The sequence below is a fragment of the Seohaeicola sp. genome, from assembly GCF_048006315.1.
Taxonomy (GTDB): Bacteria; Pseudomonadota; Alphaproteobacteria; order Rhodobacterales; family Rhodobacteraceae; genus Seohaeicola.
Map to the genome: position 1 here is coordinate 3,845,405 of NZ_CP180350.1, position 13,269 is coordinate 3,858,673.

Here is a 13,269-nt window from a genome sequence, read left to right on the forward strand (position 1 = left end):
ATGCTGGAACAGGGCCAAAGCTTTGATGCACTGGTTGCGGGGTTTCGCTGGGACCTGCCCGCGCGATTGAACATGGCGGCGCAGGCCTGTGACGACCGGGCCGCGCGGGAGCCCGAGCGCCTTGCGATCCTCGATCTGTCCGATGGTGCGGCGCGCCATATCACCTTTGGCGATCTGCGCCGCATGGCTGATGCGCTGGCCCATGGTCTGGCGGCGCGGGGCGTTTCGCGGGGTGACCGGGTGGGCGTTCTGCGCTCGCAATCGGGCTGGACGGCAGCGGCGCATCTGGCGATCTGGAAACTGGGCGCGGTGTCGATCCCGCTGTTCAAGCTGTTCGGTCAGGATGCCTTGCGCACCCGCCTGACCGATGCGGGCGCGCGTCTGGTGGTCTGCGACGCCGAGGGGGCGGGGCTGCTGGACGGCTTCGATCTGGCGACACTGGTGCCCGAGGATGCCGATCTGCCCGCCGCACATTTCGACACCGCCGATACCGGACCCGAGGATCCGGCGGTGCTGATCTATACCTCCGGCACCACGGGCGCGCCCAAGGGCGCGCTGCATGGCCACCGCATCCTGACCGGGCATCTGCCGGGGGTCGAGATCAGCCATGACCTGCTGGGCCAACCCGGCGATTGCCTCTGGACGCCGGCGGACTGGGCCTGGATCGGGGGGCTTTTCGATGTGCTGATGCCGGGGCTGGCGCTGGGCGTGCCGGTGGTGGCGGCGCGGATGGCAAAGTTCAGCGTGGCCGATTGCCTTGACGTGATCGAACGGGGCGGTGTGCGCAACGTGTTCTTTCCACCCACGGCGCTGCGCATGCTCAAGGCCGCCGATGCCCGCATTCCGGGGCTGCGCTCGGTCGCAAGCGGGGGCGAGCCGCTGGGCGCCGAGATGCTGGACTGGGGGCGGCGGGCCTTTGGCCTGACGATCAACGAATTCTACGGCCAGACCGAATGCAACATGGTGGCCTCAAGCTGTGCCGCGCTTTTTGCGCCGCGCCCCGGCTGTATCGGCAAGGCGGTGCCGGGCTTTGACGTGGCGGTGATCGATGCGCAGGGTCAGCAGACGGCGGGCGAGGGTGATATCGCGGTGCGGCGCGGTGCGGCCTCGATGATGCTGGGCTACTGGAACCGGCCTGACGCTACATCCGAGAAGTTTCGCGGCGACTGGATGCTGACCGGTGACCGGGGCGTGATCGAAGACGGGTTCATCCGCTTCGTGGGGCGCCAGGATGACGTGATCACCAGCGCGGGTTACCGGATCGGCCCCTCCGAGATCGAGGATGGCCTGCTGACCCATCCCGCTGTCGCCACCGTGGGCGTGGTCGGCAAGCCCGACCCGCTGCGCACCGAACTGGTCAAGGCCTATGTGGTGCTGAAACCGGGTTTCACCGCCTCGGATGCGCTGGCGGACGAATTGGCGGCGCATGTCCGGGCGCGGGTGGCAAAACATGCCTATCCGCGCGAGATCGGATTTCTGGATGCCCTGCCGATGACCGTGACCGGCAAGGTGATCCGCAAGGAACTCAAGGCCCGCGCCACGCGGGAAAGGGAGAGCGAGACATGAAACTGACATCCCGCGCGATCGCGTCATCCGAGGCGTTTCAGACCAACCGTGCCACGCATCTGGCGGCGCTGGAACAGGTGGCCAAGGCGGCAGAGGCTGCGGCGGCGGGCGGCGGCGACAAGGCGCGCGCGCGCCATCTGGAACGGGGCAAGATGCTGCCGCGCGACCGGGTGGCGAACCTTCTCGATCCCGGCGCGCCCTTTCTCGAGATCGGGGCGACGGCGGCGCATGACATGTATGACGGCGCCGCTCCCGGCGCGGGCGTGATCGCGGGTATCGGCCGGGTCCACGGGCTTGAGGTGATGGTCCTGTGCAACGACGCCACCGTGAAGGGCGGCACCTATTACCCGATGACGGTCAAGAAACACCTGCGCGCGCAGGAAATCGCCGAGGAAAACCATCTGCCCTGCATCTACCTCGTGGACAGCGGCGGTGCCAACCTGCCCAACCAGGACGAGGTTTTCCCCGATCGCGACCATTTCGGGCGCATCTTCTACAACCAGGCCAGGATGAGCGCCAAGGGCATCCCGCAGATCGCCGTGGTCATGGGGTCCTGCACGGCGGGGGGCGCCTATGTGCCCGCCATGTCCGATGTGACGATCATCGTGTGCGATCAGGGCACGATCTTTCTGGCGGGACCGCCGCTGGTCAAGGCCGCGACGGGCGAGGTGGTCACCGCCGAGGATCTGGGCGGCGGCGATGTGCACACGCGCCTGTCCGGCGTGGCTGACTACCTGGCCGAGGATGACGCCCATGCGCTGGCGCTGGCCCGCCGCGCGGTCAGCCATCTGAACCGTGCGAAGCCCGCAACCGTGCAATGGCAGACCCCCGAGGATCCCGCCTACGATCCCGAAGAGATCCTGGGCGTGGTGCCCGGCGATCTGCGCACGCCTTATGACATCCGCGAGGTGATCGCGCGGCTGGTCGACGGCAGCCGCTTCGACGAGTTCAAGCCGCGTTTCGGCGAGACGCTGGTCACGGGCTTTGCCCATGTGAAGGGCTGCCCCGTGGGGATCGTGGCCAATAACGGCGTGCTCTTCTCGGAAGCCGCGCAGAAGGGCGCGCATTTCGTGGAACTGTGCAGCCAGCGCAAGATCCCGCTGGTGTTCCTGCAGAACATCACCGGCTTCATGGTGGGCCGCAAATACGAGAACGAGGGCATCGCGCGGCACGGCGCCAAGATGGTGACGGCCGTGGCCTCGACCAATGTGCCCAAGATCACCATGCTGGTCGGCGGCTCCTTCGGGGCGGGCAACTACGGCATGGCCGGGCGCGCCTATTCGCCCCGTTTCCTGTGGACATGGCCCAATGCCCGCATTTCCGTGATGGGCGGCGAACAGGCGGCGGGCGTGCTGGCCACCGTGCGCCGCGACGGGATCGAACGCGCGGGCGGCACATGGTCTGCCGAGGACGAGGCCGAATTCAAGCGCCCCACCATCGAGATGTTCGAGCGCCAGTCGCATCCGCTCTATGCCTCGGCACGGCTCTGGGATGACGGGATCATCGATCCGCGCCGCACGCGCGAGGTGCTGTCGCTGTCGCTGTCGGCGGCGCTTTGCGCGCCCATCGAGGACACGCGCTTCGGCGTGTTCCGGATGTGACCATGACCGAGGCCGAAGCCATCGCCCGCTATCCCGGCGCCGGAAGCTTCCGCTTCGGCGACAGCCGGGCGCTGAACGCGCAGATCCTTGATCTGGTGCGACAGGGGCGCAAGACCGTCACCTGTGACGCGGTCGCAGGCTTTGCCCGGCGGTCCGAACCCCTGCCGGAACCGGGGCGCACCGATATCGCGCTGGACTGGGACGGCGTGCCCGTTCTTGCGATCCGGACGGTCGATCTGGCCTTCATGCCCTTCTCCGCGATGACCGAGGATCTGGTGGCCGATCAGGGCGAATTCCGCGATATTGACGACTGGCGCGCAGGCTACCGCGCCTACCTGACCCGTGCCGGGCTCTTCTCGCCGGATGCCGAAATGCTGGTCGAGCGTTTCACGGTGGTCGAGGTCTTCGCATGACCCGGCCCTGTTTCTTCTTGCCCGAAATATCCCGGGGTGCGCGAGGGGCTGGCCCCTCGCTTGCGCCGCATCACCCCGCACAGGACCCGAAAAGGAGTTCCCATGTTTGACACCATCCTGATTGCCAATCGCGGCGAGATCGCCATCCGTGTCGCGCGCACCGCGCGGGCCATGGGGGTGCGGACGGTCGCGGTCTATTCCGATGCCGATGCGCATGCGGCCCATGTGGCGGCCTGTGACAAGGCGGTGCATATCGGGGGCGCGGCGCCGGCCGACAGCTACCTGCGGGGTGACCGGATCATTCAGGCAGCACTTGATGCGGGCGCGCAGGCGATCCATCCCGGCTACGGCTTTCTGTCCGAAAATCCCGATTTCGTGGATGCGGTGGTGGCGGCGGGGCTTGTGTTCATCGGCCCCTCGGCGGATGCGATCCGGGCCATGGGCCTCAAGGATGCGGCCAAGGCGTTGATGGAAAAGGCGGGCGTGCCCGTCGTGCCGGGCTATCACGGCGCCAACCAGGACCCCGAGCATCTGGCCGGGGCGGCGGATGCCATCGGCTACCCGGTGCTGATCAAGGCCGTGGCAGGCGGCGGGGGCAAGGGGATGCGGCTTGTCACCAAACCCGCCGATTTCGCCGATGCGCTGCAAAGTGCGCGGTCCGAGGCGCAGAACGCCTTCGGCAATGCGGATGTGCTGGTCGAGAAATACGTCGAAAAACCGCGCCATATCGAGGTGCAGGTGTTCGGCGACGGCACAAGCGCCGTGCATCTGTTCGAACGCGACTGCTCGCTGCAACGCCGCCACCAGAAAGTGATCGAGGAGGCGCCCGCACCGGGCATGACCGAAGAGGTGCGCCAGGCCATGGGCCGCGCCGCCGTACGCGCCGCCGAGGCCATCGGCTATGCCGGGGCGGGCACGATCGAGTTCATCGTCGATGGCAGCCATGGCCTGCGCCCCGACGGGTTCTGGTTCATGGAGATGAACACGCGCCTGCAGGTGGAACATCCCGTGACCGAGGCGATCACCGGGATCGACCTTGTGGAATGGCAGTTGCGCGTCGCGGCGGGCGAGGCCTTGCCCGCCCGGCAGCAGGATCTGTCGATCCGCGGCCATGCCTTCGAGGCGCGGCTTTATGCCGAGGACGTGCCCAAGGGGTTCCTGCCTGCCACCGGCACGCTGGCGCATTTGGGCTTTCCGGCCGGGTGCCGTGCCGACAGCGGCGTGCGCACGGGCGATGCGATCAGCCCCTTCTACGATCCGATGATCGCCAAGATCATCACCCATGGTCCCACGCGCGACGTGGCGCTGTCGCGGATGCGCGCGGCGCTGGGCGGCACGCAGGTGGCGGGCACGGTCACCAACCTCGGCTTTCTGTCGGCGCTTTGCGCGCATCCCGGCTTTGCGGCGGGCGATGTGGATACCGGCCTGATCGGGCGCGATCTTGATGCGCTGGTGGCGGTCCCGGCCGCGCGACCCGCCGACCTGGCGCTGGCGGCGCTTGCGGCGCTTGGTCTGCTGGCGGATGGCCCGGATCACGGCGGCTTTGCGCTCTGGTCGCCGCTGGTCTGGACGGTCACGCTGGAACATGAAGGGGATGTGCTGGAGGCACGGGTCGCCTGCGATGGCCCCGACCGGCGGCGCGTGATGCTGGGGGCCGATACGGTTCAGGCCCTGCGTCAGGGCGGGCGCTGGCATCTGGAGGGGCAAGTGGCGCCCGATGTGCGCGTCACGGGGGATCTGGTGACGGTCTTTGCCGGGGCAGGCCTTGGTTTCCGCATCGTCGATCCGCTGGCGCGGGATGCGGCGGCGGCGGGGGATGGCAACCTGATCGAGGCGCCGATGCCGGGGCTGGTCAAGGCGGTCTTCGCCCAGGCGGGGCAAGCGGTGCAGGCGGGCGACCGGCTTGCCGTGCTTGAGGCGATGAAGATGGAGCATGCCCTGCTGGCCGCGCGGGATGGCGTGGTGGCCGAGGTGCTGGTGAGTGCCGGTGCCCAGGTCGAAGCCGGTGCGGCACTGGTACGGCTGGAGGCCGAGACAGTGGCCGCGCAGGAGGCGGGCGCATGATCACGCTGCACCATTGCCCGCAAAGCCGCTCGATGCGGGTGCTCTGGCTGCTCAAGGAACTGGGCGTGCCCCATGCCGTGCAGCTGCGCGCCTTCGACAAAAGCCTGCGCGCGCCGGATTTCCTGAGCCTCTCGCCCGCGGGGCGCGTGCCCGCGCTGGAAATCGATGGCGAGCGCATGTTCGAAAGTGCCGCGATCATGGAATACCTGTGCGAGCGCTTTCCCGATGCGGGGCTGGGCCGTCTGCCCGGTGATCCCGACCGCATGGCCTGGCTTGTCTGGCTGCATTTTGCCGAAACCATCAGCCAGCATGTGGCGGCCCTGACCCAGCAGCATATCCTGCTTTACGATGACGCGATGCGCAGCCCCATCGTCATGAAGCTCGAGGCTGCGCGCGTGCTGAAATGCTACGCCGCCATCGAGGCGCGGCTGAGCACCCCGGTCGAGAACCGGGATCATCTGCTGACCAGCGGCTTTTCGGCCTGCGACATCGCCGTGGGGCAGGCGGTCTACCTGGCGCGGCTTTTCGCCAGGACCGATGGATTTCCCGAGCTTGAGGCCTGGCTGGCCCGGATCACCGACCGCGACGGCTTCCGCGCCGCCCTGCCGCAACCCGGCGAGGCGCTGATCTATACCCAAGACTTCTATCCGGCCTGGGAGCAGGCGGCGGGGGCAGCAGGATGAGCATTCGGGGAACGATGAAAGGGCCATGCTGATGGGCGGATATGTCGAGATTTTCGAGGTGGGCCCCCGCGACGGGTTGCAGAATGAAAAGCGCGCCATTCCGGTGGCCGACAAGATCGCGCTGGTCGATTGCCTGAGTGGTGCCGGGTTCCGCCGGATCGAGGTGGCCAGCTTCGTCAGCCCCAAATGGGTGCCGCAAATGGCCGACAGCGGCGCGGTACTGGCAGGTATCAGGCGCGCGTCCGGTGTGCGCTATGCGGCCTTGACGCCCAACATGAAGGGGCTGGAGGCGGCGCTGGCGGCGGGGGCCGACGAGGTTGCGATCTTCGGCGCGGCCTCGGAAGGGTTCTCCCGCGCCAATATCAACGCCAGCATCGCCGAAAGCCTTGAGCGGTTCGCCCCGGTGGCAGAGGCGGCGCGCGCGGCTGGCCTGCCCGTGCGCGGCTATGTCTCCTGCGTGACGGATTGCCCCTACGACGGGGCGGTCGCGCCGGAACAGGTGGCGCGTGTGGCGGCGGCGCTTCTGGCGATGGGTTGCTACGAGATCAGCCTGGGCGATACCATCGGGCAGGGACGGCCCGAAAGCATCGACGCCATGCTGGCCGCCGTGCTGGACGCGGTGCCGGCGGCGCAGCTGGCCGGGCATTACCATGACACCGCGGGCCGGGCGCTGGACAATATCGAGGTGTCATTGGCGCGTGGCTTGCGGGTCTTCGATGCGGCGGTGGGTGGCTTGGGCGGTTGCCCCTATGCGCCCGGTGCCGCGGGCAATGTGGCGACGGAAGCGGTACACGCGCGGTTGACGGCGCTGGGCCATGAAACAGGGCTGGATGCCACGGTGCTGGACAAGGCCGCGGCCATGGCGCGCGCGATGCGGGGGCAGGAATGACCTACGAGACGATCGAGATCGAACGCGACGCGCGCGGGGTGGCCACGCTCTGGCTGGCGCGCGAGGACAAGCACAACGCATTGTCGGCGCGCATGATCGCAGAGCTGACCGAGGCAGTGCAGGCGCTGGGCGCGGATGACGCGGTGCGCGTCGTCGTGCTGGCGGCGCGGGGGCGCAGCTTTTGCGCTGGCGGCGATCTGGGCTGGATGCAGGAGCAGATGGCGGCGGATGCGCAGACGCGCGGGCGCGAGGCCGCGAGGCTGGCCTGGATGCTGCAGGCCCTGAACACGCTGCCCAAGCCCCTGATCGGCCGGGTGCAGGGCAATGCCTTTGGCGGCGGGGTGGGCATGGCCTCGGTCTGCGATATCGCGATCGGGGCGGACAGCGTGCTGATGGCCCTGACCGAAACGCGGCTGGGCCTGATCCCGGCCACCATCGGCCCCTATGTCTGCGCCCGCATGGGCGAGGCGCGGGCGCGGCGGGTGTTCATGTCGGGCCGCCGTTTCGATGCGGCCGAGGCTGTGGATCTGGGGCTGCTCGCCCGTGCGGTGCCCGCTGCCGATCTGGATGCAGCCATCGCGGCCGAGGTCGCACCCTACCTGGACTGCGCGCCGCAGGCCGTGGCCCGCGCCAAGGCGCTGTTGCGCCGCCTTGGGCCGGTCATCGACGAGAGCACCATCGCGCATACGATCGCCGAGTTGACCGCCTGCTGGGAAGGCGATGAGGCGCCCGAGGGGATCGGAGCCTTCTTTGGCAAGCGCAAACCACGCTGGCAGGGGTAGGGGCTGGCCGCGAAGCGGGCAAAGAATCGCGTCCCGTCATGCCGCGTTGCGGCATCTTTTCGGCCAATGCCTTGAATATTCAGCCGATCTTTCGCAGCGTGATACTGGCGAATTGACGCATGAGTGGTCGCCATTTTTGGTATCCCATTGTATGCGCAGCTTTTTCCGAACACCTTCAAAACGGCGAATGTGACGGTCGCTTGGTTGACCCTGAGCGGGGGCAGGAGTAAACCTGCGCGCAAACCTGTAGCCAGCAGATTGCGCCTCGATGCGCGGAAGGAGCCACTCTTGGAAGGGATGCTTAGGGAATATCTGCCCATCCTCGTCTTTCTGGCCATTGCCATCGGACTTGGGCTTGTCCTGATCCTGTCGGCCGTCATCATCGCGGTGCGCAATCCCGACCCCGAAAAGGTCAGCGCCTACGAATGCGGTTTCAACGCCTTCGACGATGCGCGGATGAAGTTCGACGTGCGTTTCTACCTGGTGTCGATCCTCTTCATCATCTTCGATCTTGAAATCGCCTTCCTGTTCCCCTGGGCCGTGGCCTTCCAGGATGTGAGCATGGTGGGTTTCTGGTCGATGATGGTGTTTCTGGCCGTGCTGACCGTGGGCTTTGCATACGAGTGGAAGAAGGGGGCCCTGGAATGGGAGTGATGACTGGCGCCAATACCGCGGGCGGCGACCGCGAACATGCCACGCAGGCCCTGAATGCCGAACTGGCGGACAAGGGTTTCCTGCTGACCTCGACCGAGGACATCATCAACTGGGCGCGCACGGGTTCGCTGCACTGGATGACCTTCGGCCTGGCCTGCTGCGCGGTCGAGATGATGCATACCTCGATGCCGCGCTATGACGCCGAACGCTTCGGGATCGCCCCGCGCGCCAGCCCGCGCCAGTCCGACCTGATGATCGTGGCAGGCACGCTGACCAACAAGATGGCCCCCGCGCTGCGCAAGGTCTATGACCAGATGCCGGAACCGCGTTACGTGCTGTCGATGGGAAGCTGTGCAAATGGCGGCGGCTATTATCACTACAGCTATTCGGTCGTGCGCGGCTGCGACCGTATCGTCCCGGTCGATGTCTATGTGCCGGGCTGCCCCCCCACCGCCGAGGCGCTGCTCTATGGCTTGATGCAGTTGCAGCGCAAGATCCGCCGCACCGGAACGATCGTGCGCTGATGCGCGCGGCCCCGCGACAGGGGCCGCCGCTTCGCACCCAGAAGGAACGACACAATGAGTGACGCGTTGAACGAATTGGGACAGCATATCGCGGCGAAACGGCCGCAATGCGTGCTGTCCTGGGATGTCAGCCATGGCGAGCTGAACGTGGATGTCGCGCCCTCGAATATCGAGGATTTCGTCGAGTTCCTGAAAGCGGATCGCAACTGCCGGTTCTCCAGCCTGGTGGACATCACCGCCGTGGACTATCCCAGCCGCGAAAAGCGTTTCGACGTGGTCTATCATTTCCTGTCGATGTACCGGAACCAGCGCATCCGCCTGCGCGTGGCCGTGCGCGCCGATGAAATGGTGCATTCGATCACCAATGTGCATCCTTCGGCCAACTGGTTCGAGCGCGAGGTGTTCGACATGTTCGGCATCCTGTTCACCGGCCATCCCGACCTGCGCCGCATCCTGACCGACTATGGCTTTCGCGGTCATCCGCTGCGCAAGGATTTCCCGACCACCGGCTATACCGAGGTGCGGTATGACGAGGCGCAGAAGCGTGTCGTCTACGAACCCGTCAAGCTGGTGCAGGAATACCGCCAGTTCGATTTCATGAGCCCCTGGGAAGGGGCGCAATACATTCTTCCGGGTGACGAGAAGAAAGAGGGGGCGAAGTGATGGACGGCTCCAAGGGATTCAACGATGCCCAGACGGGCGAGCAGAAGATCCGCAACTTCAACATCAACTTCGGCCCGCAGCACCCTGCCGCGCACGGCGTGTTGCGCCTGGTGCTGGAGCTGGACGGCGAGATCGTGGAGCGTTGCGATCCGCATATCGGCCTGCTGCACCGTGGCACCGAAAAGCTGATGGAAAGCCGGACCTACCTGCAGAACCTGCCCTATTTCGACCGGCTGGATTACGTGGCCCCGATGAACCAGGAACATGCCTGGTGCCTGGCCATCGAAAGGCTGACCGGGGTAGAGGTGCCGCGCCGCGCAAGCCTGATCCGGGTGCTCTATTCGGAAATCGGCCGCGTGCTGAACCATCTGTTGAACGTGACCACGCAGGCGATGGACGTGGGCGCGCTGACCCCGCCGCTCTGGGGCTTCGAAGAGCGCGAGAAGCTGATGATCTTCTACGAGCGGGCCTGCGGCGCGCGTCTGCACGCGGCCTATTTCCGGCCCGGCGGCGTGCATCAGGACCTGCCAGATGACCTGCTGGAAGACATCGACACCTGGGCGGTGGAATTTCCGAAGGTGCTGGCGGATATTGACGGTCTGCTGACCGAGAACCGCATCTTCAAGCAGCGCAACTGCGATATCGGCGTCGTGACCGAGGAAGACATCCAGACCTACGGCTTTTCCGGCGTGATGGTGCGCGGATCGGGCCTGGCCTGGGACCTGCGCCGCGCGCAGCCCTACGAATGCTATGACGAGTTCGAGTTCCAGATCCCCGTGGGCAAGAACGGCGACTGCTATGACCGCTACCTCGTGCGGATGGAAGAGATGCGCCAGTCGGTCAGCATCATCCGCCAGGCGATCGCCAAGCTGCGCGTGGAAAAGGGTGACGTGATGGCGCGCGGCAAGATCACGCCGCCCAAGCGGGGTGACATGAAAACCTCGATGGAGGCGCTGATCCATCACTTCAAGCTCTACACCGAAGGCTTCCACGTGCCCGCAGGCGAGGTTTATGCCTGTGTCGAGGCGCCGAAGGGCGAATTCGGGGTCTACCTTGTGGCCGATGGCACCAACCGTCCTTACCGCGCCAAGCTGCGTGCGCCCGGTTTCCTGCATTTGCAGGCCATGGATTACGTGGCCAAAGGGCATCAGCTGGCCGATGTGGCCGCCATCATCGGCACGATGGATGTGGTGTTCGGGGAGATCGACCGGTGATCACGCAACTCCGTTTCTCCGCCCTGATGGCCGGTGCGGCGCTGTCGCTTGCGGCCTGCGCGACCCCGCCAAGCGGCACCAACGCCCAGGACATCGCCAATTACGAGGCTGCTGTCGCAAGCATCGGGTGTACGCTGATCACCGAACCGGATTACCTGGCCGTCGGGATTCAGACCGGCCTCAGCCGTGAGCAGCTTCTGGGGCTGACCCAGTATCAGCTGGCCGCGCGCCGCGCCGAAAGCCTGCCCGAGGGCGGGATCAAACTTACCACCGGAGTCTGTGCCTGATGCTTCGCCGTCTCTATCACGACCAACCCGCAAGCTTTGCCTTCACGCCCGCCAACCAGGCCTGGGCCGAGGCGCAGATCACCAAATATCCCGAAGGCCGGCAGGCATCCGCGATCATCCCGCTGCTGTGGCGCGCACAGGAGCAGGAGGGCTGGCTGACGCGGCCCGCGATCGAATATGTCGCCGGTATGCTGGGTCTGGCCTATATGCGGGCGCTGGAAGTGGCGTCCTTCTACTTCATGTTCCAGCTGCAACCCGTTGGAACCGTGGCACATATCCAGATCTGCGGCACCACGACCTGCATGATCTGCGGCGCCGAGGACCTGGTGGCCGTCTGCCGCGAAAAGATCGCCGACAAGCCCCATGCGCTGAGCGCCGATGGCAAGTTCAGCTGGGAAGAGGTGGAATGCCTTGGGTCCTGCGCGAATGCGCCGATGGCCCAGATCGGCAAGGACTATTACGAGGATCTGACCGCCAAGCGGCTGGGCGAGATTATCGACGAACTGGCCGCAGGCAAGGTGCCGGTGCCGGGCCCGCAGAACGGGCGCTATGCCTCGGAACCGCTGTCGGGTCTGAGCAGCCTCAAGGACATGGACAGCGGCAAGACGCAGTACAACGCCTCGGTCCAGCTGGCCGTGGATATCGGCGATACGGTCAAGCGGATCGACGGGACCGAAGTGCCGCTGACCGCGCCTTGGCAGGGTAAATCGGGGCAGGGCAAATCGGGGCAAGGCAAAGCCGCGCCGAAAGCCGCCGCGCCCAAGGCCAAGGCCGCGCCCAAGGCGCCCGCGCCGGACGCTGCCGAAAAGATCGCCAAGCCCGCCACCAAGGCCGCGGCCACCCCGGCCGCCGCCGCGGGCGAGGGGACGAAGCCCAAGACCATGAAGGCGCCGCGCAAGGCCGGGGCCGATGATCTGAAGCTGATCAAGGGCGTCGGCCCCAAGCTGGAAGCGCTGCTGCACAGCATGGGCTTTTACCATTTCGACCAGATCGCCAAGTGGTCCTCGGAAGAGGTCACATGGGTCGATCAGAACCTTGAAGGCTTCAAGGGCCGCGTGACCCGTGACGACTGGGTCGCGCAGGCGGCGATCCTGGCCGATGGGGGCGAGACTGAATTCTCCAACCGTGCTAAGAAGGGCGAGGTCTGAGACAGGACCAACCGGATAGCAACAAGGAGTTGGAATGATGGGTGAGCCGATGAAGAAAAGCAGTTGCCAGATCGCGTGCTGGGCGATGGGCGCTGCTGCGGGCTTTGTGGCCTTTGTGATGCTGATGGCGCTTGGCGACTGGGGATTCATCCAGGCCGTATTTGGCGCGGCCGTGGTCTTCGTCGTGTTGGGCGGCCTGTTGTCCTGGATTCTGTGCAAGCCCTTGCCACCCTTGGGCAGTGTGCAGGCCGGGCTGAAAGAGGCTGAAGAAACCTCGACCCCCGCGCCGGCCGCAGCAGCACCCGCTTCCGCACCTGTCGCCGCGCCCGCCGCAGCCCCTGCAGCAGCCCCCGCCGCACCGGCGTCGCCTGCCGCCGTGGTCAAGTCGGGAACCTTGCTGGAGGGCGAAAGCGAACTTGCCGCGCGCAAGGGCGAATGGACCTATGGCGGGGCCGAGACGGATCAGGCTGCACCGGCCGAAGGCGCAAAACCTGCCACCCTGACGGCCGCGCGCGGTGGCAAGGCCGACAACCTCAAGGAAATCAAGGGTGTGGGGCCCAAGCTGGAAAAGATGCTGAACGAGATGGGGTTCTACCATTTCGATCAGATCGCGGGCTGGACCGCGGCGGAACTGGCCTGGGTGGATGAGAACCTGAGCGGTTTCAAGGGCCGCGCCAGCCGCGACAACTGGGTGGATCAGGCAAAGATCCTGGCCAGTGGCGGCGAGACTGAATTCTCGAAACGGGTCGAGGACGGCGATGTCTACTGAGGTGGGCAGCGC

The 13,269-nt window shown here is 66.3% G+C and carries 14 protein-coding genes; all 14 read left to right on the forward strand.

Annotation, left to right across the window (positions count from 1 at the left end):
* The 14 genes from ACMUJL_RS18980 to ACMUJL_RS19045 all read left to right on the forward strand — a co-directional run bounded on the left by ACMUJL_RS18980 (window position 1) and on the right by ACMUJL_RS19045 (window position 13,257).
* Window positions 1-1,566, forward strand: a complete 1,566-nt coding sequence (locus ACMUJL_RS18980; RefSeq protein ID WP_375571710.1) for an AMP-binding protein — start codon at window positions 1-3, stop codon at window positions 1,564-1,566.
* Window positions 1,563-3,167 carry a carboxyl transferase domain-containing protein gene (locus ACMUJL_RS18985; protein WP_375571708.1) on the forward strand — a complete coding sequence of 535 codons (1,605 nt, stop codon included), beginning with the start codon at window positions 1,563-1,565 and terminating at the stop codon, window positions 3,165-3,167. Before ACMUJL_RS18980 ends, ACMUJL_RS18985 begins: the two co-directional genes overlap by 4 nt.
* Before the next feature lie 2 nt (window positions 3,168-3,169).
* Window positions 3,170-3,580, forward strand: a complete 411-nt coding sequence (locus ACMUJL_RS18990; protein ID WP_375571706.1) for an ASCH domain-containing protein — start codon at window positions 3,170-3,172, stop codon at window positions 3,578-3,580.
* A 102-nt stretch (window positions 3,581-3,682) separates the two neighbouring features.
* Window positions 3,683-5,644: an acetyl/propionyl/methylcrotonyl-CoA carboxylase subunit alpha gene (locus tag ACMUJL_RS18995; protein WP_375571704.1), complete on the forward strand. Its 1,962-nt coding sequence runs from the start codon at window positions 3,683-3,685 to the stop codon at window positions 5,642-5,644.
* Window positions 5,641-6,327 carry a glutathione S-transferase family protein gene (locus ACMUJL_RS19000; RefSeq protein WP_375571702.1) on the forward strand — a complete coding sequence of 229 codons (687 nt, stop codon included), beginning with the start codon at window positions 5,641-5,643 and terminating at the stop codon, window positions 6,325-6,327. The genes ACMUJL_RS18995 and ACMUJL_RS19000 overlap by 4 nt, the downstream gene beginning before the upstream one ends.
* 31 nt (window positions 6,328-6,358) lie before the next feature.
* Window positions 6,359-7,216 carry a hydroxymethylglutaryl-CoA lyase gene (locus ACMUJL_RS19005; RefSeq protein WP_375571700.1) on the forward strand — a complete coding sequence of 286 codons (858 nt, stop codon included), beginning with the start codon at window positions 6,359-6,361 and terminating at the stop codon, window positions 7,214-7,216.
* Complete coding sequence (locus ACMUJL_RS19010) at window positions 7,213-7,998, forward strand: crotonase/enoyl-CoA hydratase family protein (RefSeq protein ID WP_375571698.1); 786 nt, start codon at window positions 7,213-7,215, stop codon at window positions 7,996-7,998. Before ACMUJL_RS19005 ends, ACMUJL_RS19010 begins: the two co-directional genes overlap by 4 nt.
* A 288-nt stretch (window positions 7,999-8,286) precedes the next feature.
* Window positions 8,287-8,652 (forward strand): NADH-quinone oxidoreductase subunit A, encoded by a 366-nt coding sequence (locus ACMUJL_RS19015; RefSeq protein ID WP_068286590.1) that lies wholly within the window; start codon window positions 8,287-8,289, stop codon window positions 8,650-8,652.
* The gene (locus tag ACMUJL_RS19020) at window positions 8,643-9,176 is read left to right on the forward strand and encodes a NuoB/complex I 20 kDa subunit family protein (protein ID WP_068286593.1); all 534 of its coding nucleotides are present in this window, start codon (window positions 8,643-8,645) and stop codon (window positions 9,174-9,176) included. Before ACMUJL_RS19015 ends, ACMUJL_RS19020 begins: the two co-directional genes overlap by 10 nt.
* Before the next feature lie 54 nt (window positions 9,177-9,230).
* Window positions 9,231-9,839: an NADH-quinone oxidoreductase subunit C gene (locus ACMUJL_RS19025; protein ID WP_416914396.1), complete on the forward strand. Its 609-nt coding sequence runs from the start codon at window positions 9,231-9,233 to the stop codon at window positions 9,837-9,839.
* A complete protein-coding gene (locus ACMUJL_RS19030) occupies window positions 9,839-11,053 on the forward strand; it encodes an NADH-quinone oxidoreductase subunit D (RefSeq protein WP_375571695.1) in 1,215 nt (404 codons plus the stop codon). Before ACMUJL_RS19025 ends, ACMUJL_RS19030 begins: the two co-directional genes overlap by 1 nt.
* On the forward strand, window positions 11,050-11,340 hold the full coding sequence (locus tag ACMUJL_RS19035) for a hypothetical protein (protein ID WP_375571693.1): 291 nt from the start codon (window positions 11,050-11,052) through the stop codon (window positions 11,338-11,340). Before ACMUJL_RS19030 ends, ACMUJL_RS19035 begins: the two co-directional genes overlap by 4 nt.
* Entirely contained in the window at window positions 11,340-12,488 is a 1,149-nt protein-coding gene (locus tag ACMUJL_RS19040) for an NADH-quinone oxidoreductase subunit E (protein WP_068286604.1), read from the forward strand. The genes ACMUJL_RS19035 and ACMUJL_RS19040 overlap by 1 nt, the downstream gene beginning before the upstream one ends.
* A gap of 34 nt (window positions 12,489-12,522) precedes the next feature.
* Window positions 12,523-13,257 carry an endonuclease gene (locus ACMUJL_RS19045; RefSeq protein WP_375571691.1) on the forward strand — a complete coding sequence of 245 codons (735 nt, stop codon included), beginning with the start codon at window positions 12,523-12,525 and terminating at the stop codon, window positions 13,255-13,257.
* Window positions 13,258-13,269: the final 12 nt, after the last annotated feature.